13 protein-coding genes and 1 pseudogene are annotated in these 19,637 nt (G+C 52.4%); 3 read left to right on the top strand and 11 right to left on the bottom strand.

Annotation, left to right across the window (positions count from 1 at the left end; translation table 11 throughout):
• Nucleotides 1-14: 14 nt before the first annotated feature.
• The 5 genes and pseudogenes from tssB to iolD form a co-directional block, all read right to left on the bottom strand.
• The gene (tssB, locus tag ACN28Q_RS19720; RefSeq protein WP_095847893.1) at nucleotides 15-515 is read right to left on the bottom strand and encodes a type VI secretion system contractile sheath small subunit; all 501 of its coding nucleotides are present in this window, start codon (nucleotides 513-515) and stop codon (nucleotides 15-17) included.
• A 615-nt stretch (nucleotides 516-1,130) separates the two neighbouring features.
• A pseudogene (locus ACN28Q_RS19715) lies at nucleotides 1,131-1,409 on the bottom strand (DUF1349 domain-containing protein); the annotation flags it as partial.
• A gap of 83 nt (nucleotides 1,410-1,492) precedes the next feature.
• On the bottom strand, nucleotides 1,493-2,722 hold the full coding sequence (locus ACN28Q_RS19710) for an MFS transporter (protein WP_095849111.1): 1,230 nt from the start codon (nucleotides 2,720-2,722) through the stop codon (nucleotides 1,493-1,495).
• A 240-nt stretch (nucleotides 2,723-2,962) separates the two neighbouring features.
• Entirely contained in the window at nucleotides 2,963-3,988 is a 1,026-nt protein-coding gene (iolG, locus tag ACN28Q_RS19705) for an inositol 2-dehydrogenase (RefSeq protein ID WP_095847892.1), read from the bottom strand.
• A gap of 324 nt (nucleotides 3,989-4,312) precedes the next feature.
• The gene (iolD, locus tag ACN28Q_RS19700) at nucleotides 4,313-6,253 is read right to left on the bottom strand and encodes a 3D-(3,5/4)-trihydroxycyclohexane-1,2-dione acylhydrolase (decyclizing) (RefSeq protein ID WP_095847891.1); all 1,941 of its coding nucleotides are present in this window, start codon (nucleotides 6,251-6,253) and stop codon (nucleotides 4,313-4,315) included.
• 427 nt (nucleotides 6,254-6,680) lie between these two features.
• Here iolD and ACN28Q_RS19695 point away from each other — a divergent pair, with 427 nt between their 5' ends.
• Complete coding sequence (locus ACN28Q_RS19695; protein ID WP_095847890.1) at nucleotides 6,681-8,606, top strand: bifunctional 5-dehydro-2-deoxygluconokinase/5-dehydro-2-deoxyphosphogluconate aldolase; 1,926 nt, start codon at nucleotides 6,681-6,683, stop codon at nucleotides 8,604-8,606.
• Nucleotides 8,607-8,793: 187 nt separating this feature from the next.
• Here ACN28Q_RS19695 and ACN28Q_RS19690 read toward each other — a convergent pair whose 3' ends face one another.
• From ACN28Q_RS19690 to ACN28Q_RS19670, 5 genes are all read right to left on the bottom strand, one after another.
• On the bottom strand, nucleotides 8,794-9,630 hold the full coding sequence (locus ACN28Q_RS19690) for a sugar phosphate isomerase/epimerase family protein (protein WP_095847889.1): 837 nt from the start codon (nucleotides 9,628-9,630) through the stop codon (nucleotides 8,794-8,796).
• A 12-nt stretch (nucleotides 9,631-9,642) separates the two neighbouring features.
• Nucleotides 9,643-10,977 carry a glycoside hydrolase family 30 protein gene (locus ACN28Q_RS19685; RefSeq protein ID WP_095847888.1) on the bottom strand — a complete coding sequence of 445 codons (1,335 nt, stop codon included), beginning with the start codon at nucleotides 10,975-10,977 and terminating at the stop codon, nucleotides 9,643-9,645.
• Between the two features lie 66 nt (nucleotides 10,978-11,043).
• The gene (gene iolG1 / locus ACN28Q_RS19680) at nucleotides 11,044-12,066 is read right to left on the bottom strand and encodes an inositol 2-dehydrogenase IolG1 (protein WP_095847887.1); all 1,023 of its coding nucleotides are present in this window, start codon (nucleotides 12,064-12,066) and stop codon (nucleotides 11,044-11,046) included.
• 21 nt (nucleotides 12,067-12,087) lie between these two features.
• Nucleotides 12,088-12,990, bottom strand: a complete 903-nt coding sequence (iolE, locus tag ACN28Q_RS19675; RefSeq protein WP_095847886.1) for a myo-inosose-2 dehydratase — start codon at nucleotides 12,988-12,990, stop codon at nucleotides 12,088-12,090.
• Between the two features lie 412 nt (nucleotides 12,991-13,402).
• A complete protein-coding gene (locus ACN28Q_RS19670) occupies nucleotides 13,403-14,218 on the bottom strand; it encodes a helix-turn-helix transcriptional regulator (protein WP_095849110.1) in 816 nt (271 codons plus the stop codon).
• Between the two features lie 626 nt (nucleotides 14,219-14,844).
• Here ACN28Q_RS19670 and ACN28Q_RS19665 point away from each other — a divergent pair.
• Together ACN28Q_RS19665 and iolB are read left to right on the top strand one after the other, a co-directional pair.
• Nucleotides 14,845-16,350 carry a CoA-acylating methylmalonate-semialdehyde dehydrogenase gene (locus tag ACN28Q_RS19665; RefSeq protein ID WP_095847885.1) on the top strand — a complete coding sequence of 502 codons (1,506 nt, stop codon included), beginning with the start codon at nucleotides 14,845-14,847 and terminating at the stop codon, nucleotides 16,348-16,350.
• Nucleotides 16,351-16,374: 24 nt separating this feature from the next.
• Nucleotides 16,375-17,193, top strand: coding sequence for a 5-deoxy-glucuronate isomerase (gene iolB / locus ACN28Q_RS19660; RefSeq protein ID WP_095847884.1), 819 nt, complete (start codon nucleotides 16,375-16,377; stop codon nucleotides 17,191-17,193).
• A gap of 309 nt (nucleotides 17,194-17,502) precedes the next feature.
• Here the strand turns inward: iolB and ACN28Q_RS19655 are convergent, their stop codons facing one another.
• Entirely contained in the window at nucleotides 17,503-18,909 is a 1,407-nt protein-coding gene (locus ACN28Q_RS19655) for a sugar porter family MFS transporter (RefSeq protein ID WP_095847883.1), read from the bottom strand.
• Nucleotides 18,910-19,637 lie beyond the last annotated feature (728 nt).

The following is a 19,637-nucleotide window of genomic DNA, read 5'->3' as shown; positions in this document are numbered from 1 at the left end:
GATCCGTGGAATTATCAGGCGTCTTTCGGAGCCAGTTCAGACAGTTCAGCGCGCAACTCCTCGCTCAGCGCCGGGTCACGTAATATGGCCTCAAAAGATTTTCTGAAGGTGGCGTTGTCCAGGAGGTTGGATTTCAGATCGCGCAGCAGATTGCGCATGGCAAGCATGGCTTTCAATTGAGGTATTTGGCGGGCGACCTGTTCCGGCTCGAAATCTTTCATATCACGAAAAGCGAGATGAATATTTTCCTCCGCGCCATCACCGGCCAGGGTATTTTCAACGCAAAGATTTAAGGATGGGCTAAATTCTGCAAGCACGCTGTTAAAGTTGTTTTTATTGACATTCACTTTCTCACGTTCAGATAATGGCCGCGACTCTTTGCCATTACTGAAGTCGCCCGTCACTAACAATTTCAGCGGCAGTTCCACTTTCTTCTGCGCACCGCCGGTATGCAGGTCTAACTTCAGATTAACGCGAGCTTTTGGCACTTCATTCTGGAAGCTGTTTTCGCTCATAGATCCCTCTTCATATCGCCATGTGATGGTTTTTTGAACCAAATTTCAACATGGGTGATATTAGAACAAATACTAATAAAAGATCAACTTCGCAGATCATTGATCTGACAAAATTAAAAAACTAAGAATTTTCTATTAAATTTCCCTCTTAAATCATCATGCAACCACCCTGAAAACTACGCACAAATGACTATCATTTGCATATAAAGTAGCAATATCCGCTATCAGGAAATTAAATATCAGGGGAATAACAATAAACTGATCCAATTTTGATTAAAATCAAAATTAATGTAATTTGATAAAATACACACACCATGATTCATTTCGCAAATAAATATAAAAACCATGAATCATCACTGTATTATTTTAATAAATCTATTTTCTTACCAAGAAAACGAAAATTTAGTCTACTGATAACGACTAAATAAAGAGAAATAGATTGCTGTCACTCAGAAGGGATTTAGAAAAAAGCCGGCTAATCTCAGGTGGCGATCATCGGCCGGTGTTCGCACTGGGTGGCGGCTGGGGAAAATTGCCGGCGGTGTACCCGTGCTCCCGCTAAAACCTGGCGATTAGAACCATTTTCAGCGCACGGAAGCGCGCAAACTTGGGCTTTCAGCTCAGATCATGCAACATTTTATCCACGGGCGGGGTCAGCGTGATATTAAAAAAATCTACCGATAATCCGCTGCGCTCCGGGGTGCAGCACTTCATGCCGATTTTCGCTGTCCCTTGCGGAAAGTAGCATAGGCGTAGTAGCGGCCAGTGGTGGCCATCCGATGAGTACTGCAGCCTCAGGCTGTCGCCTTTGCGGGTCAGGCGCTGCCAATAGCCGGTGCGTCGCCCGTCCGACATAAACATGATCCCGGCTTGATCATACAGCGTTTTGAAATTCACCTGGAAAGCCGGGATATCAACACCAAATCCATGCTCTGGCACCGATCATGCACGTGCCGGATACAGGCCGACAACACCAATTAGTGCTTCTCACCAGGGACTATCAGGAACTGCACCATGATAGCGCTCAAAAAATACAGCGCAGACATGGTGTACATCACCGCAACGGTGCCAAACCCGGCCAGCAGCGCCACAATGGCAGGCCCGACAAAATTGCCCAGCCCCGAGCCCAGGTTCACCGCCGAGTTGGCCGCGCCTTTTTTATCGGGAGCCATCATCGGCACCAGCGGTGTCATGGGCACAAAACCCGCCAACCCAGCGCCCCAAAGGCTCATCGCCAGCATAAATGCCAGGTAATTATGGCCCCAGATCATCGGTGTCCAGTAGACGATGAGCGTCGCTACGCCGGTGAGAATACTGCCGAAAATCTGAATCGTGCGGCGGAACCCAATCCTGTCGCCCAACCAACCAAAAACAATATTGAAGAACTGGTTGGAAATAAAGGTAATACCCCAGATGCTGGCCCACTCTTCCATGGTGAAATTTTTCTCCAGCAGGAACAGCGGCAAGACAACGACAAAACCAAAGGTGCCAAGCCCATTGATGGTTTTCACAATCACCGCCAGGCCGACGCGTGGGCGCTCAAACATAATCGCAATACCGGCCTGCAGCTCGCGGAGCACCGGCATCTTGCGCGGCTGCAGCACGAACGGGTTACGTTCCAGAAACAGCATACAGGCCATACCCAATACCGCCCCCGCCATCCCCAACCACAGCACGTTGATATGGCCGATTTGCGGTATCAATCTGGCGGCCAGTACAGGACCAAGAATGGTAAATCCCAGGTTAAACACTACCCAGAACCAGGAGGTGCCGATCCCCTGCGAGCGCTTGTCCAATTGGATGGTCAAGCGCACCAGGAAGGCATAGCACACCAAGGGGTAGCCTGCGCCACGCAGCATATAGGCAAACAAAATGGCCAGAAAATTATGGCTGGGCAGCGCAAACTGGATGAACACTACCGAAGAGAGCGCATAAACGATAAACCCCGCGACCATCACTTTCTTGGGGCCAAAAACATCGACGCACACCCCCGACAACCAGGACGTCAGCGCCACCACAATGCCATAACCGGCAAAAATATTGGCAACGCTGGCCTGTTCAAACCCTTGGCCGCTCAGCCAGGCAGAGAGCCAGCTATTTTCAATACAGCCGCCCAGCATGAATAAAAATGTGCCGATATAACTCCAGATGAATTTCGTCGGCGTAATAGGTGCAAAATCCATTGAGCTTGCTTGTAATTCTTTCATCATTATCACCCTCAATGCTGACTGTGCGAATACGGAGCACTCCCGGCTGGTAATCGTGCGTCAATATACAGAGATTTATAGGTATACCCTTCATACATCGAGTTTCAGGTGTGTTGGCTTTATTACTCGCCCTATCCCTGGGCCTCGCCCCCGCAGCGTTCAAATCTGCTCCTGGGGATTCGCTGCGTTGCCGCCGTCCTGCAATTCTCGAATATTTTTTCTACCACTATTCTCAATCCGTTATGGCAAGAGAACATCGCTATTTACTTTAACCGGGCAGCCGCTTTGTAATGATCGTTGCGCCGCGATAGCAACGCGTTGTGCAATAAATGCGTCCTCTCCCGTACAGGCAATAGGCACGTTATCCATTACCGAGCGAATAAAACAGTTAATTTCTGCTAAATAAGCCTCCCGGTAACGGGAATGAAAGGTTGGCAATGGGTTGCTGGTTTGGCAGCTTTCGCTATTAAAATATTTAATTGATGAGTTATTGATATTATCGGCGTACGCCATGCCGTCGGAGCCAAAAACTTCCACCCGTTGATCATAGCCGTAAACCGCACGCCGGCTATTATCGATTAGCGCATAGCCGCCATTTTCAAAGGTGAGAATAATCGCCAGGGTATCCACGTCGCCAATATTCTGTAAAGTGGGATCGATTAACGTTGCCCCTTTCACAAAAACCTCATTGATATTATAACCCATCATAAAGCGTGCCATATCAAAGTCATGCATGGTGAAGTCAAAGATAAGGCCGCCGATTTTCTTGATCAGATCATGCGGCAGCAGATCGGGATCCCGGGAGGAAATTTTAACGATTTGCGGCTGGCCAATCTTGCCCGCACGCACCATGTCGTACAGCTCGCGGAACTGCGGATCAAACCGCCGGTTAAAGGCCAACTGTAATTTCACTCCGGCCTGTTTAACCGTACGCAATACGGCTAATGCCCCCTCTTCCTCCGTACTCATACTTAGCGGCTTTTCGCAAAATATATGCTTGCCCATCTCGGCCGCCGCCGTGATAATCTGCTCATGCGTGTCGGTGGAAGTAAAAATAAATACGGCCTCAATATCAGTTCTTGCCAAAAGTTCCCGGTAGTCTTTATAACGCACGCCGATATTCAGCATGTCAAGCCAGCCACCGATACTGTCGACAAAAAAATCAGATACGGCAATAATATCCAATTCGGGTATTTTCAGCATATTCTCTATATGCATTTTACCCACTCGCCCCAATCCGATAATACCACAACGAAGCTTTTTCATGACAACCCCTTAATTACCTATTTTAAAGTTAAACCTTAACCCTGATGTAAAAAATAAAAATATACGCAGGAATCACTCCGCGAACGTCATTCAGTTCGATACAGACTAATGGCAAAGGGAATAATTCATGTGCCCGCGTTAATCTATGCAGGTATGAATACCCCTTTGTTTTTTATAGTGGTCAGAGAGAAATCCATTCCAATAATTTTTAGCAGCAGTGCGCTACCGTGCCGACTCACAGCACGGGCGTTAATTCTCTGCCAATTACCCCGGTACCGGGAAAACGTCATGTGCTTTACGCTTAACCCGGTTTCCGGCCTACGTCTAATATTGGCGCGCCTGGCCGATGTATTCATCCAACATGCGCGCTACCGCCTGAATGCGCTCGCTGCGCGATACCCGGGCGCCGCCCACCCGCCACCAGCTCAAATATTTATGCACCATCGTTTTGGGCAACACTTTTATGTCGATCAACGTTGATACCGTCTGGCGCAGGGCATCTTCCAACGCATGGTGTAACTGTTCCCACGTAGTCACACGGTAGCTCTTGCAGCCATAGCCTTCGGCTATTTTGGCGAAATCGACCGGAATCAATCCCCCTTCCTGGCGGCCGCTCTCTTCACTGTGGAAGCGGAACTCGGTGAAAAAGCTATCCATGCCGTGTTCCATCTGCAAATTGTTGATACAGCCATTGGTCATGTTATCCAACAGGACGACCGTGATCTTTTTCCCCATCTGCACCGAGGTCACCAGTTCGGAATGGAGCATCATGAATGAACCGTCCCCGACAAACGCGTATACATCGCGCTCCGGCTGCGCGATCTTGGCACCCAACGCCGCGTTAACTTCGTAGCCCATGCAGGAATAGCCATACTCCACGTGGTAGTCATTGCCGCCACGGCTTTGCCAGACACGCTGCAGATCGCCTGGCAGGCTACCGGAAGCGGCGACGACCAAGGCATTTTCCGGCAACGAATTGTTCAATATGCCAAGTACCCGGGATTGGGTAAGGAAAGAACGGGTCAGCGCATGAAACTCCGCATATACCTGTTGCCGATCCAAATGGTCATCAATTTCAGGCACAAACTCCGCGCCGGTATATTCAACGGCGTATAACCGTTGGACTTCAGTCAGGTATTGCCTGCGGGCATCGACGATCTGTTCGCCCCAGGCCGCACGGTATTGCCGTTCTGCCAGCCCCTCTTTCAGCATATCCAGAGCGACGCGCGCATCCCCTTGCAACTGAACGCCGTCAAGTTTGAGTGCATCAAAGCGGCTAACGTTAATATTCAGGAAGCCCACGTTCGGGTGTTGGAACATCCATTTCGAACCGGTCGTGAAATCGGTATAACGGGTTCCTACGCCAATAATCAGATCTGCTTCGCGCGCCAGCAGATTGGCCGCCAGCGCACCGGTTTCGCCAATCCCGCCTACGTTCAGCGGATGTTCAGAGGCCAGAGCCCCTTTCCCGGCCTGGGTTTCCGCAATCGGTAACTGGAAGCGCTCGGCGAACTGCAACAGCGCCTGCTCCGCCTGGGAATACTTCACGCCGCCACCACAGATAATCAGCGGCCGTTGGCGCGTGGCCACCAGCGCCAACGCATCCACCAGCATCGGGGCCGTGGGCGCATGCCGCTCCAGGCGGAAAACCCGCTTGGCAAAGAAGCTTTCCGGGTAATCGTAGGCTTCCCCCTGAACGTCCTGCGGCAGGCACAGGGTTACCGCGCCGGTATCCGCCGGATCGGTCAGCACGCGCATGGCGTTGATACAGGCGCTCATCAGCTGTTCGGGCCGGCTAATGCGATCCCAGTAACGGCTCACCACCCGAAATGCGTCGTTGGTGCTCAGGCTTAGATCGTGTTCCTGTTCTATCTGCTGCAATACCGGATCCGGCTGGCGTGTGGCGTAAACGTCGCCGGGCAGCAACAGCAGTGGTATACGGTTGGCGGTCGCGGTGGCGGCCGCGGTAATCATATTGGCCGCGCCAGGCCCCACCGATGACGTACAGGCAAAAATCTGCCGGCGTAACTGCTGTTTGGCAAACCCAGTGGCAACATGCGCCATGCCCTGTTCGTTTCTTCCCTGGTGCACGCTGAGCTGCCCGCAGTCCTCTTCAAGCGCTTGCCCCAGGCCCATAACGTTGCCGTGGCCAAAAATCGCGAAAATACCTTTAACGAATTTGATTTCATGCCCATCAACTTCAATGTACTGATTATCAAGAAAGCGCACTAACGCCTGCGCCATGGTCAACCGAGTTGTTTTCATGAGTTCCACCCGCTTTTTCGCCGTTCAACGGTGCGCCTGCCAGCGCAGCACTCCGGCCCCAGAATAAAGGTTTCATAGCCGAGTGCGATTATATATCTGAACTTTTCGTTTTTTGAATTATATAGAATTAAAATTTCATTTATGGGAAGAGGATCAAAAAAATGATGAAAAAATCATCATGCGGGTGTTTCATGGATGGCCTAAGGGGTTGCAATGCAACAAAAACCACATTTACTGTCATAAAAACAACAAATTAAACAAAAACAAACGCAACCAGATGTCACTATTAGCTACGTAACGCCATTGATGAGTTTTGTGATCGCCATCAAAACAAACATGCACAAGTACGTTTCACTTATATTGAAAATGAAATAAAAAATCCTTAACATGGGTAAAAACACGCCATCTTCTGATGAGGATTTGATCAATGAACAACGTACAAAAAAAGCTGGACGTTATTTGCCTGGGGCGGATCGCGGTTGATCTGTACGGCCAGCAAATTGGCTCACGGCTCGAGGATATGGGGACGTTTGCCAAATACCTGGGGGGCTCATCTGGGAACGTCGCCTACGGCACGGCGATCCAAGGGCTGCGCTCCGGTATGCTGGCCCGGGTTGGGGATGAACACATGGGGCGTTTTATTCGCGAAGAGCTGACCCGCGCCAGCGTCGACACTCAATATCTGATCGTTGATAAACAGCGGCTCACCGCACTGGTGCTGCTAGGGATTAAGGATCAGGAGACCTTCCCGCTGATCTTCTACCGCGACAACTGCGCCGATATGGCGCTAACGCCGCAGGATATCGATGAAGATTACATCGCTTCGGCGCGCGCGCTGGCCATTACCGGTACCCACCTTTCGCACCAGAACACCCGCGCCGCCGTATTAACGGCGCTGGAATACGCGCAGAAACATGGCCTGCGCCGGGCGCTGGATATCGACTACCGGCCGGTGCTGTGGGGTTTGACCTCCCTCGGCGATGGGGAAACGCGTTATATCGCTTCCGAACAGGTCACCCGCCAGCTACAAGAGGTATTGCACCATTTTGATCTGATTGTCGGCACCGAAGAGGAGTTCCACATCGCCGGCGGCAGTACCGATACCCTGGCAGCCCTGCGCCGGGTGCGGGAACATACCGGCGCCACGTTAGTATGCAAACGTGGCGCACTGGGGTGTTCAGTATTTGAAGATGATATCCCGGCGAACTGGCAACAGGTGAAACTGCACAGCGGGGTGCGCGTGGAAGTGCTCAATGTGCTCGGCGCCGGCGATGCTTTTATGTCCTGCCTGCTACGTGGTTACATGAACGATGAAGGCTGGGAGCAAGCCTGCCGCTACGCCAACGCCTGCGGGGCGCTGGTGGTATCACGCCATGGCTGTGCGCCGGCGATGCCGACGAAAAAAGAGCTGGACGATTACCTGCTGCGCGAGCACACAATTCGCCAACCCGACAAAGACCCGCGTCTTAATCACCTGCACCGCGTCACCACGCGTAAGCAAGCGTGGCCGGAGCTGTGCGTGTTTGCTTTCGATCACCGCAAGCAGTTGGTGGATATGGCGCATGAAGTCGGCGCCAGCGAGCAGGCGATCCCGCGCCTGAAAGCGCTGTTGCTGGCAGCTGCACGGCAGGCTGCCGACCAGGCAGGATTAAAGCATAACAGCGGCATTTTGGCAGATACCACCTTCGGCCAGGCGGCGCTTAATGCAATAACCGGCCAGGGATGGTGGATCGGCCGCCCGATCGAGCTGCCAGGTTCACGCCCACTGCGCCTGGAGCATGGCGATATCGGCTCGCAACTGATCGACTGGCCGCTGGAGCACGTGGTGAAATGCCTGCTGTTTTATCACCCACAGGATAACGCCGATCTGCGCCAACAGCAGGAAGCCTTGATCGATGAGGTCTACCACGCCTGCTGCAAATCCGGCCATGAACTGCTGCTGGAAATTATTCTGCCGGCAAACGCCACCGACCAGGATGAGCGCTACTATGCCCAAATTGTCGAGCACTTTTACCAACTGGGCATTCAGCCAGACTGGTGGAAACTGCCGGCACAAAGCGCGGAAAGCTGGCATGCCATTGCCCGGCTTATCGACCAGTACGATCCCGACTGCCGCGGTATCCTGATTCTGGGCCTTGATGCGCCGGAAAGCACACTGAAGGCCGGTTTTGCCGCCGCGGCGGATGTCCCCTGGGTGAAAGGGTTTGCCGTAGGGCGCACCATCTTCGCTGAACCATCGCGCCGCTGGCTGGCGCAGCAAATCACCGACGAACAACTCATTTCCGCAGTGAAACAAAAATACCTAACGCTGATTGGCTACTGGCGGGAATTCCGCCCTGGCGCTCAACGCTAGTTCCCCGGCCGCCGTCAGCCATTTTTGTGCTGATAGCGGCTTTCCTGCCTCTTCCTCTCCCGGCCCCGTTAAACGAAAGTCAGCAACGAAAGCGTTATATTGATCTTGCGCAGAACATAACCGTATGGATGCGTTGGCAAAGGATACAAGCGCCGCGGCGGTTTGCGGCGGCGCATAGGGAGGGCGACTAACGCGGGGTGTTAAGGAAGGGCCGGGTTTTACGTGCGCCGATATCAAAAACATCGCGCGCCGCCATCTGCCAATAACCGGGATTAAACAGTTCCAGCGAACAAATGCCGTTATAGTTCATCGCCTGCAGTTCGCGGCTAAGCGCCGCCAACGGAATAACGCCGTTGCCAGGAAACAGGCGGTGGCAGTGGTCCAGGCTTTCCAGCGGCAAATCATCCGCATCATCAATATGGTAGACGAAGATTTTCTCAACCGGCACCTGACGCAATAGCGCCGGCTGTCGCCATTGATCGTGCAGATACAGATTAAATGCATCAACCACCAGGCCAACGTTTGGGCGATCGACAATGTCGATAATTTCCAGCGCCAACGGCAGGCTGCCGACACAGCAACCGACACTGCCAATCGGCTCGAAGGCTAAACGCACGCCGTACTCATCGGCATAATCGGCAAGTTCGTTCAGGCGCCGGACGGAATCGCGCACCACATCCTTAAGCGGCCAACGTTGCCCCGGACAAATCGTCGGCACCACCACCAAACAATCGCCGCCGACGCTGCTTGCGGCGGTGCATGCGAAAGCCAACGTATCGAGCTTTTCCTGCCACATGGCCGTATCACAAAAATTGATGTTTTCCAGCGAATTGTAGCCATAGGGCTGCAGATGGCTGGTCGCGAAAAACGCCGCCAGTTCGGCCAGCGAATGCTGCACCAGATAAGCGCTCAACATATCCAGGCGGATCTCAATATAGTCATAGCCATACGCTTCAGCCAGGTGAATATCCTGCTCCAGCGTCGAGCACCCCAGACAGGTTGCCTGATTAAACCCCAGTTTCATGGTCGCCTCCTTTTAACTCGCCCAGACCAGTGTGGATACGCTGCCGGGGGCAAGCTGCAGCGCCGTTTCCCATTCGCCCTCCACCACCCGGCAGGAGCGTATTTTTTCATCGCGGTTATAGATCACCAGCACGCGTCCACCGCCAGGATTAGTGAAGGCCACCTCTTCCAACGCCGCATCGTAAGCCGACGACAACACCACGCGCGCACCGGGGTGCACATAGCGGCTGAAATGGCCGATGGCGTAATAAGAATGGTTGCGCCGCAGTTGGCCTGTCTGCGTATCATATTGCAGCGGCGCTTCGCACAGATTGCCGTGATGGTTGGGCCCGCCGGCGCCGTTCAGCAACAGGTTCCAGTCGATAAAGCCGGTGCAGCCCGCCTTGAAATTGCCGATCATGTCGTGCAGATAGGTGGCGGCATGGCGGGCCTGGCTGCCGGCGCCCGTTTCCATCGGCACGCACCCCTCGGAAAACAGCAGTTTTTTATCGGGGAAGCGCCGGGCAAGATGTTGGATCTGGGAAAAGTGGTCGCCGGTGTACCAGTGGAAAGCCAGTCCATCCAGCCCCGCCTGGGCGGCTGGATCGGCAAAGGCCTGTTCCGCCCACTCCACCAAACCATCCTTATCGTGATCCCAGATATAGATCGCGACATCATCCAAACCGTGGCGCGCCAGTGCCGGGCGCAAATGCTGAAGTGCAAACTCGGTTTCCTGCGCCACGCTGTACAGGCAAGACTCCCACGGCTTGACTGCCACCGGCTCGTTCTGCACCGATAACAAACGGATCACGATGCCCATGCGGCGATATTCCAGCAGGTACTGTGCAATCATCTCCGCCCACGGCCCATATTCTTCCCGCCGCAGTTGGCCGCCGCCGTTCATGCTACCGTTGGTTTTCATAAAGGCCGGCGGGCTCCAGGGCGATGCCATCAACACCAGCGCAGGATTAACGGCCAGCGCATCGCGAATCAACGGCATCAGGTTGGCCCGATCGCGTTCGAACGCCAGCCGCCCTTGCGTAATGTCCGCTGCGCATTCAGCATAGGCATAGTTGCCCAGTGAAAAATCACAGCTTTGAATCGGTATGCGCGCCAGGCTGTAACCATGGCTCTGCGGGCCGAAATACCATTGTAATAACTGCGTTTTTTGCGCCAGCGGCATGGCGTTGTACACCACGCCGGCGCCTTCGGTGAAGCTGCCGCCAAACCCATCAATGCGTTGCTGCGGGTGCTGTGGAAAGACATTGATCGTCTGCTGGCCGTCACTATCCCGGCGGCGAAACGCCACGGGCCGCTCAACCAGGAAGCGTTGGTTTAGCAAGTCAGAGGTAATAATTCTGCCGTTCATAGGAAGGGTTCTCGGGTTAACAACAAAGAAAACAGGATGGGCATCGCGCCCATCCTTACCTGAGGTTTATTGGTAAAAGGCGGGTTTTTCCGGCAGTTCGATCAGCTCGGTATTACCAGTCTGCTGTGATTTAACGCAGGCGTCGGCGGTCACGGCGGCCAGGTAGCCATCCCAAGAGGTCGGGCCGGCCGGTGGCTGATTGGCGTTAAGGCGATCGAAGAAATCCTGGAATTCGATATCGTAAGCTTCGATAAAGCGCTGCTTCCAGTCCACCAGAATATCGGTACTGTATTTGGCCCCTTTACGCACCGCCACGCTGGCAACGGTAGGCAATTCCGCCATCCCCTTCTCGCCGGTCACATCGCAGTGAATGTCATAGCCATACTGGGAATTGACGAACACTTCCACCACGATATTGACGCCTTTGGTGGTCTCCATCACCACCACCTGCGGATCACGCAGTTTGCCATTATCGCTGGTCACCAGGCTTGACTGCCGCGGGAAGTAGACTTTGACGTTCTTGTAGTCATCGTCCAGTAACCAGTGCAGCACGTCGATTTCATGGATCAGCGTTTCATAGATCGCCTGCGGCGTTTTATATTCCGGCACCGTGCTAGCGTTGTAATGGCGGCCATGCACCATCAGCGGCAGCCCGATTTCATTGCTGTCGATGATCTGCTTGAGTTGAACATAGCCGGTGTCGTAACGGCGCATAAAACCAATCTGCACCATACGCTTGCCGGCCTTGCGCTCTGCTTCGATCACGCGCAGGCAATCTTGTGCGGTCACCGCCAGGGGTTTTTCACAAAACACATATTTATTGGCGTTGAGCGCCGCAACCGCAATATCGGCATGGCTTTCGTTAGAAGCGGTGATGACCACCACTTCCACATCGTTATCCCGGATAAGATCCTGATAGTTTTTATAGTCTTTTGCCTTTAAGCCAATGCTATCCAACGCCGCCTGGGCCCTGCCTTCAACAATATCGCAGACGGCAACCACATCCACCCCGGAAACCGTATTGGCCAGTCTTCTCAAATGATCGGAACCGATTTTACCAATACCGACAATACCTGCTTTTAATGACATGGTGATATACCTCATGTTAAATTAAAGATATTTACGCAGTAATTCATTAATATGCTTACGGCCTTTTATTGCATATTCGAGCGGGTTATAAACCTTTGGGTCCTGCTCTGCTTCAACAACGACCCATCCGTGGTATTGATGTGCAACCAAATAATCTAATACTTCTTCAAAATTAATATCCCCGTCGCCAGGGACGGTAAATAATCCATTTAAAAAAGAACCAAGAAATGATTTATGGCTGGCGCGGCAAGCCTGCAGTTGCTCATTACGAACATCTTTAAAATGTACGTGTGCAATGCGATCGAAATACTTTTTCAACAACGGCATCACTTCACCGTCGGAAACATAAATATGGCCGGTGTCATACAGCAGATGTACATATTTTGCATCAGTCCCTGCCATCAGGCGATCCACTTCCGCCAGCGTTTGCACCCCGGTTCCCATATGGTGGTGGTAGGCCAATTTGAGATGATGCATTTGCGCCACTTTGCCCAGTTCATTCAATCCCTGGCACAGCAAAGCCCATTCGTCATCACTAAAGTCCGGTTTTTCCGTATAAACGCATTTATCCGTGCCCTGAATACTGTAGGACTGCTCCGACACCACGGCCACATCCGCATTGACCGCTTCCAAAAATGCGCAATGCTTTTCAAATGCTTTCTTTGCCGCGGCTATCCCGTCACGAATAATATACGAGGAGAACCATTGGGCAGGAATTTTCATTTCCCGCAATGCCAGTTCCTTATTTAATTCATTCGGATCCTGTGGATAGCATCCGCCAACCTCCGTGCCGGAGAAACCGGCGATGCGTGCATCGCTTAAAATTTGCTTATAGGTATTTTCCTTACCTATTTCCGGAATATCATCATTGCGCCAGCCAATGGGCGCGATGGCCCACGCTATCTCTTTACCCACGCTATACATGGTGTTCCACTCCTGTTTAATAAGGATTAAATGACGTGCTGGAATTATTCCACTGGGGAATGCATTCATTCGCCGTTTCTAAGATGATTCAATTTTATTTTTTTCGGCGTAGAAAAACTTTATCTATCTTGCTGTGTTTAATCGGGGAAATATCGATTCATATCACAAAAAGACCCGCACAAGTTTACGATATTGCGTTGCCGGCACGGCCGTGCTAGCGAGGGCGTAAAAAAGGGCGAAACTATCGCCCTTTTTTAATACCTATACTCGAAATAAGTCGAGTTGCAGGACAAAAACGCAAAAGCGTTTTTGAACAGCGCTCACGCTGGCCCCGAAGGGGTGAGGCCCAAGGAGAGGCCGAGTAATAAAGCCAACGCACCTGCAACTTGAAGGCGGCCCAACAGCCGCCGACTCATGCCCGCAGATTGGCTTTGCGGTAATCTTTGCGGTACTGCCCCGGCGTTTTACCTACCTTGTTCTTAAAATAATTCTGAAAGTGGCTCAGGTTGCTAAAACCCACGCGGTAAGCAATCGACGTAATTTTTTCATGGCCCCCCTCGGCGGTGGTCAGCAGTGACTGCGCCTCGCCCAAGCGCCGCTTGATCAGGTAGTCCATCGGGGAATAACCGTAGCGTTTTTTGAACTCGTGTGAGACATAAAACGGGCTGACATTAAACCGCAGGGCCAGGGTTTCCAGCCGGATTGGCTCGTGGAAATTGAGATCGATATAGTTTTTGATACAGGCCGGCAGGCTTTCACCGCGGCGAGCGGCACGCCCATCGGGCTGCGGCAGAATATTACTGTCAATATACGCCAGGAGCACTTTCATCAGCGATTGCGCCATCACAGGGCCATTCACCGCACCGTGGTTAAGGATCATAAACGTGGCGTTCATCAACATAAAGATGGTGTCGTAATGGTGGTACAGCGGGTAGACCGGCACCACATCATCCGGGATCAGCGCATTCAGCCGCAGCCCTGGCTGGGACAGGTTATTGATGCCGCAACAGATAGTGCCGATCGGCCGATCCTTTTCCAAATATTCATCATGCACCACCTGGCTGTTATAAATCACCAGATCGCCCTGGCGCACCGGGTAGGTGCGGTTACCGATAAAGTATTCACCTTCGCCGTCAGTGATCAGAATGATCTCGACGGTTTCTGGGTGCATATGCATGAAACGGGAAAAAGGTCCGGCGTTTTCACTGACCCGGCTGGCATAGGCCAGAAAAGGTTGGGATTTGATTTCACGGCCACTCTGACAGAAACATTGACGCATCATCATTTTCCTCTGGTTTACCGGCATTCGGCATCGGCGCTGCCTGGGCGCCCCTTGCCGTAGCAAAGCGATAACCGCCCGTTACGCGGCGGTAGCCCGATCAGGCATAACGCGGTGTAGAAATAGAACTATCGTTTCATCATGCCCAAACCCGCGGCCACACTGGGTTCAGGCTATTTACTCTCCACCTCCCCCGCCATTTCGGTTGAATTTTTCTACCATTAATTTTCAAATGAAACTGATATGCAGATCATAAAAATCAGACCACGGGGAACATTTACCTTCCCCCTGAGTGGGGAAAATCGCAAACATAAAAAATAAATTAAACAAAATCAATAAATTAAAAATTAAAAGAAATATAGCGCCTGCTATATAAGCCAACTAAACCACGAAACTCGGTTTGGATCACATTAAAATAAAATTCCATAAAAAAATATTTGAAACATTTAATCCATAATTTTACAGTAAAAGCCATCGGACTGGGCCTGGCAAATACTGTCTGGCATACCTGGCCCGCAACCGGTAAGGGAAGGACAAGTCACTTCATCAGTTTATGGTTCAAAAGGTAAATACAGATGGAAACAGTCGGTAATTTTATCAATGGCAAAATCTGCCTGAGCAGCAGCAATGAAACGTTGCCCGTGACCAACCCGGCCACGGGAAAAACGATCAGGCTGGTGACTCAAAGCAGTGAACAAGAAATGCAACAGGCCATCGGCTATGCGCACCAGGCTTTTCCTGCCTGGAGTAAAACCACCCCGCTACGCCGGGCGCGCATTCTGTTTCAATTCAAGGCGCTGCTGGAACAGCATCGCGATGCTCTGGCGGAGCTGATCGTCAGCGAACATGGCAAGGTGTACTCTGACGCACAGGGTGAAATCACGCGCGGCCTGGAAGTGGTAGAATTTGCCTGTGGCATCCCACATCTGATCAAAGGTGAGTATTCCGCCAATGTGGGTTCAGGCGTAGACAGCTTCTCATTAATGCAGCCGCTCGGCGTGGTTGCAGGCATTACGCCATTTAACTTCCCGGCGATGGTGCCCATGTGGATGTTCCCCATCGCGCTGGCCTGCGGCAATACCTTTGTGCTCAAGCCGCCTGCGCCAGTGCCCTCTGCGGCGATACGCCTTGCAGAATTGCTGAAGGAAGCGGGGTTACCCGATGGCGTATTCAACGTGGTGCATTGCGGCAATGAAGCGGCCAGCCTGCTGACGCGCGATCCACGGATCCAGGCGGTCAGCTTCGTTGGCTCCTCCGGCGTGGCGGAACACATCTATAAGACGGCAAGCGCCCATGGGAAACGCGTTCAGGCTTTTGGCGCAGCCAAAAATCACGCTATCGTCATGCCGGACGCCGATCTGGACGCCACGGTCAATGCCATCATGGGAGGCGCCTTTGGCTCAGCGGGTGAGCGCTGTATGGCGCTGCCGATTGTCGTGGCCGTCGGCGACGATACCGCCGATAAGCTGATCGCCAGGCTGAAACCGCTCATCACCGCACTGCGTATCGGCCCCGGCGATCTGCGTGGTGAGCAGGAAAACGAAATGGGCCCCGTGGTTTCCCGTGCGCATCAGCAAAAAGTCGTGGGATATATCGACAAAGGGGTAAGTGAAGGCGCGACTCTGGTGATTGATGGTCGGGATTATCAGGTGGATGGTCACCCACAAGGGTTCTTTGTCGGCGGCACGCTGTTCGATCACGTCACGCCCGCCATGACCATTTATCGAGAAGAAATTTTTGGCCCGGTGTTAGGGATTGTGCGGGTAGCCGATTATGAAACCGCCATCAGCACCGTCAACGGCCATGAATTTGGCAACGGCAGCACCATTTTCACCAGCAACGGCCACTGTGCGCGGGAATTCGTGCAGGCCGTCGAAGCCGGTATGGTTGGCGTGAATATCCCGGTGCCGGTGCCAATGGCCTTCCATTCCTTTGGCGGCTGGAAGCGCTCCGTCTTCGGCGCGTTAAACGTACATGGCCCGGATGGCGTGCGTTTTTATACCCGAATGAAGACGGCGACCGTCCGCTGGCCCAGCGGCCAACAGACCGTTTCCGAATTCAGTATGCCAACGCTGGGTTAACCAGCAGATACAGAGGAGGAACGTATGGCAACTTTGCTCAGTAAATGCCCTCCCGAAGGTAAAGGGCGTATCCAAAACATTACGCCGCAAAGTGCGGGCTGGGAATACGTCGGCTTTGAGGTTTACCGCCTGAATGCCGGGCAAGAGCTGAACCTGCCCGCAGACGACCGAGAACGCTGCTTAGTCCTGGTTTCCGGCCTGGCAAGCATCGCCACTGCGGCCGGCACCTTTGAACGCATCGGCCAACGCATGAGCCCGTTTGAACGCATCCCGGCCTATTCGGTGTATTTACCCCATCATAGCCCGGCCCAGGTTACCGCCGACACGGAGCTGGAGCTGGCGGTATGCAGCGCCCCCGGTGACGGCGGCCTGCCCGTGCGTTTAATTACGCCCGATCAGGTCGGCGTGGAACTGCGGGGGAAAGGCCGTAACCGGCGGCTGGTGCACAATATCTTGCCGGATGATCGGCCGGCCGATAGCCTGCTGGTAGTCGAAGTTTATACCGATGAAGGGGACACCAGCTCCTACCCAAGCCACAAGCACGATACGCCGATTGAAGGGGTGGAAACCTACCTGGAGGAAACCTATTACCACCGTTTTGATCCGCCGCAGGGCTTCTGCCTGCAGCGCGTTTATACCGACGATCGCAGCCTGGATGTCTGTATGGCGGCCTACGATCGCGATGTGGTGCAGGTACCCAAAGGCTACCACCCGGTGGCGACCATTGCCGGCTATGATAACTACTACCTGAATGTCATGGCCGGGCCAGTGCGCCAATGGAAGTTCAGCTGGGAGAAAGATCACGCCTGGGTGAACTCTGCGGCCTACCCGCGGGGTAAATAAACAACCGTTTCATTGATAATTCCACCGGTCGGCCCATGGCTCATTCATCATGACCCATGGGCCTTTTTGCGCCGCTAGCCCGGCGAACAGTGTGTGTTCATCCACCGGGAAAGGCTGTCGCAAGTCAATGGGCTAGCGAGTTATCTGTACCAGTGGATTATCCTGCAGCGAGAACCAACAAATCAGACGGGTAGCGGAACCGATAGCGAAACCTGCTTCGCCGTGGCCCAGACACCCGCCTGATTTGTTACTTAATACGTTGTCATCAACAGGTTTCACCCGCTGGTTCAGAACGCATGCTTAACGCGGCTAAATGTTGCTCTTATACTGCTTGGCCATAACGACTTGTTCCATTTTCTCTAGTGAGATGCCTTTGGTTTCAGGGATATAGCGGCAAATAAACCAGTAGCATAGGCCGCAACATACGGCAAATACCCACATCGGGAAAGCGCCGTGGAAGGTCGAGTACAGGTACGGGTGCTCATTTATCATCGGGAAGCCCTGCGACACAACAAAATTGGCGACCCACATACAACCGACGGAAATACTCATGCCCTGCGAGCGCATACGGTTTGGGAAAATCTCCGATACCAGCACCCAGGTGCCGACACCCCACGACAGCGCATAGAACACCATGAAAAATAGCATCCCGAAGAGCGCCAGATAGCCGGTTGCCTTGGTGTATAAGGCAAATGAGGTGATCAACAGGCCAACGATGGCGCCCAGGGTACCAAAACGCATCAGCGACAGGCGCCCCATTTTATCCATGATCATCGCCCCGATGATCGAGCCGACAAGCTGTATAACACCGATCCAAATCGTCTGGAACAGGGCTTCCTGCGCATTGCCCGTCACTTCACGCAGCACCATCGGCGCGTAATACATCATCACGTTAACGCCGGTAACCTGTTGCAGCATGGCGATACAGCAACCGATCATCAGGATGTAGCGCACATTTTTATCCTTAAAGTTCAGCTTTTGTACGCTGTCTTGCTGATCGATGCTGACAGACTCTTTGATTTCCTGCAGCAGGTTCTCCGCGTGTTGCGCATTCGACATGCGGGTAAGGATCGCCAGAGCGTCTTTTTCACGCCCCACCATCACACACCAGCGTGGCGATTCGGGAATGAGAAAGACCAAGATGCAGAATAACACGCAGGGAACAACGCCGGAGGCGAACATATAACGCCACCCCATATCAATCAGCCACTCCGTGGTGGCCAGGCTGGCAATCTTATAGTTCACATAGAAGATCAGTATCTGGCCGAAGACGATGGCGAACTGTTGCATGCTCAGTGCGCGCCCACGCATATCGCGCGGCGACACCTCCGACATATACATCGGCGACACGGTTGCCGCCAGCCCAACCGCCAGCCCGCCAATAATGCGGAAGATAACGAATTGCGTGAACGTGGCGGCTATTGAGGTACCAACGGCAGAGAGGGTGAATAGCAGGGCGGAAATAATCAGCGCTTTTTTGCGCCCATAGCGTTTGGTCAGGATACTGGCGGCAAACGCCCCCACCACACACCCCAGGATGACCGAAGAGACAGCCCAGCCGGTTTCGCTGGGTGTAAGACTGAAGTAAGACGTTAAAGAACCGATAGCGCCGGAAATAACCGCCGTATCGTAACCGAACAGGATGCCGCCGAGTGCTGCGATACCACAGATACTCAATATGTACCCTGTCTTATGTTGATGTTTTGTGGATGACATAAGAACTCCAAGTGTTGGTCTTTACTTACTGCGCCCAAAACGAGGGTTAAAACAGGAACATCATGAAAAACAACAGAAAACATCATTTAGCTTTAACCCCCCAAGGTGTTTCATCAGAACAGGCTAAACATAACTTTTATTTCAAATAAGATTAATAATAAAATATTTGTTTTGTTATCAGACTCACAAACTTTAGGGAGGCCACAAAGCCATATTTTATTAACCAATTGAATTTAATAAAAATAAAACCAACAAGTTCGTAGTTAAACGATCAAGCAGCAGGACTAGGTGGCAAAATTGAGAGAGATTTATTGAATTTTAATGAAAATTAAATTCTATTTAAGTAAAAGTGGGGAAAACGGTCTGGCAAGGAAATGCACCCGAAAAAGACAGCAACCACGCATATCCGCCGGCGATAACTTACACCGCAGCGCAATGGTCAAACATGACAAACAGCGTCCCGGTTCGTTCCCTGCCTTCCATCAGTTAGCAAGGCATAAACCAGCACCAAATGCCGAGCTAAGGGAAAGCCGTAGCCAGTGGCCACAGGGTAACACCATCCAGGCTAGCGCCCACCAATCACTACCGTAGGCTGCACTTCACCACCGCCACCTTCCCAGAAACAAAATCACATTTTGGTGGTTTCGTGATCCAGATAAAAAAATATTTATTTCATAATTGATAAAAACAGATCATAGATTCCATTAAAAAAGTAAATTTATATCACC

The sequence above is a fragment of the Gibbsiella quercinecans genome (assembly GCF_002291425.1).
GTDB classification, from domain to species: Bacteria; Pseudomonadota; Gammaproteobacteria; order Enterobacterales; family Enterobacteriaceae; genus Gibbsiella; species Gibbsiella quercinecans.
Note: the sequence above shows the minus strand (reverse complement) of the source record. Positions and strands in the feature narration are given on the sequence as shown.

Excerpts from the sequence above, each read along its gene's own strand:
- ACN28Q_RS19690 (WP_095847889.1), bottom strand. The coding sequence starts at position 9,630 with ATGAAACTGGGGTTTAATCAGGCAACCTGTCTGGGGTGCTCGACGCTG.
- iolG1 (WP_095847887.1), bottom strand. The coding sequence starts at position 12,066 with ATGTCATTAAAAGCAGGTATTGTCGGTATTGGTAAAATCGGTTCCGAT.
- ACN28Q_RS19710 (WP_095849111.1), bottom strand. The coding sequence starts at position 2,722 with ATGAAAGAATTACAAGCAAGCTCAATGGATTTTGCACCTATTACGCCG.
- tssB (WP_095847893.1), bottom strand. The coding sequence starts at position 515 with ATGAGCGAAAACAGCTTCCAGAATGAAGTGCCAAAAGCTCGCGTTAAT.
- ACN28Q_RS19655 (WP_095847883.1), bottom strand. The coding sequence starts at position 18,909 with ATGTCATCCACAAAACATCAACATAAGACAGGGTACATATTGAGTATC.
- iolB (WP_095847884.1), top strand. The coding sequence starts at position 16,375 with ATGGCAACTTTGCTCAGTAAATGCCCTCCCGAAGGTAAAGGGCGTATC.
- ACN28Q_RS19685 (WP_095847888.1), bottom strand. The coding sequence starts at position 10,977 with ATGAACGGCAGAATTATTACCTCTGACTTGCTAAACCAACGCTTCCTG.
- ACN28Q_RS19695 (WP_095847890.1), top strand. The coding sequence starts at position 6,681 with ATGAACAACGTACAAAAAAAGCTGGACGTTATTTGCCTGGGGCGGATC.
- iolE (WP_095847886.1), bottom strand. The coding sequence starts at position 12,990 with ATGTATAGCGTGGGTAAAGAGATAGCGTGGGCCATCGCGCCCATTGGC.
- iolG (WP_095847892.1), bottom strand. The coding sequence starts at position 3,988 with ATGAAAAAGCTTCGTTGTGGTATTATCGGATTGGGGCGAGTGGGTAAA.
- iolD (WP_095847891.1), bottom strand. The coding sequence starts at position 6,253 with ATGAAAACAACTCGGTTGACCATGGCGCAGGCGTTAGTGCGCTTTCTT.
- ACN28Q_RS19665 (WP_095847885.1), top strand. The coding sequence starts at position 14,845 with ATGGAAACAGTCGGTAATTTTATCAATGGCAAAATCTGCCTGAGCAGC.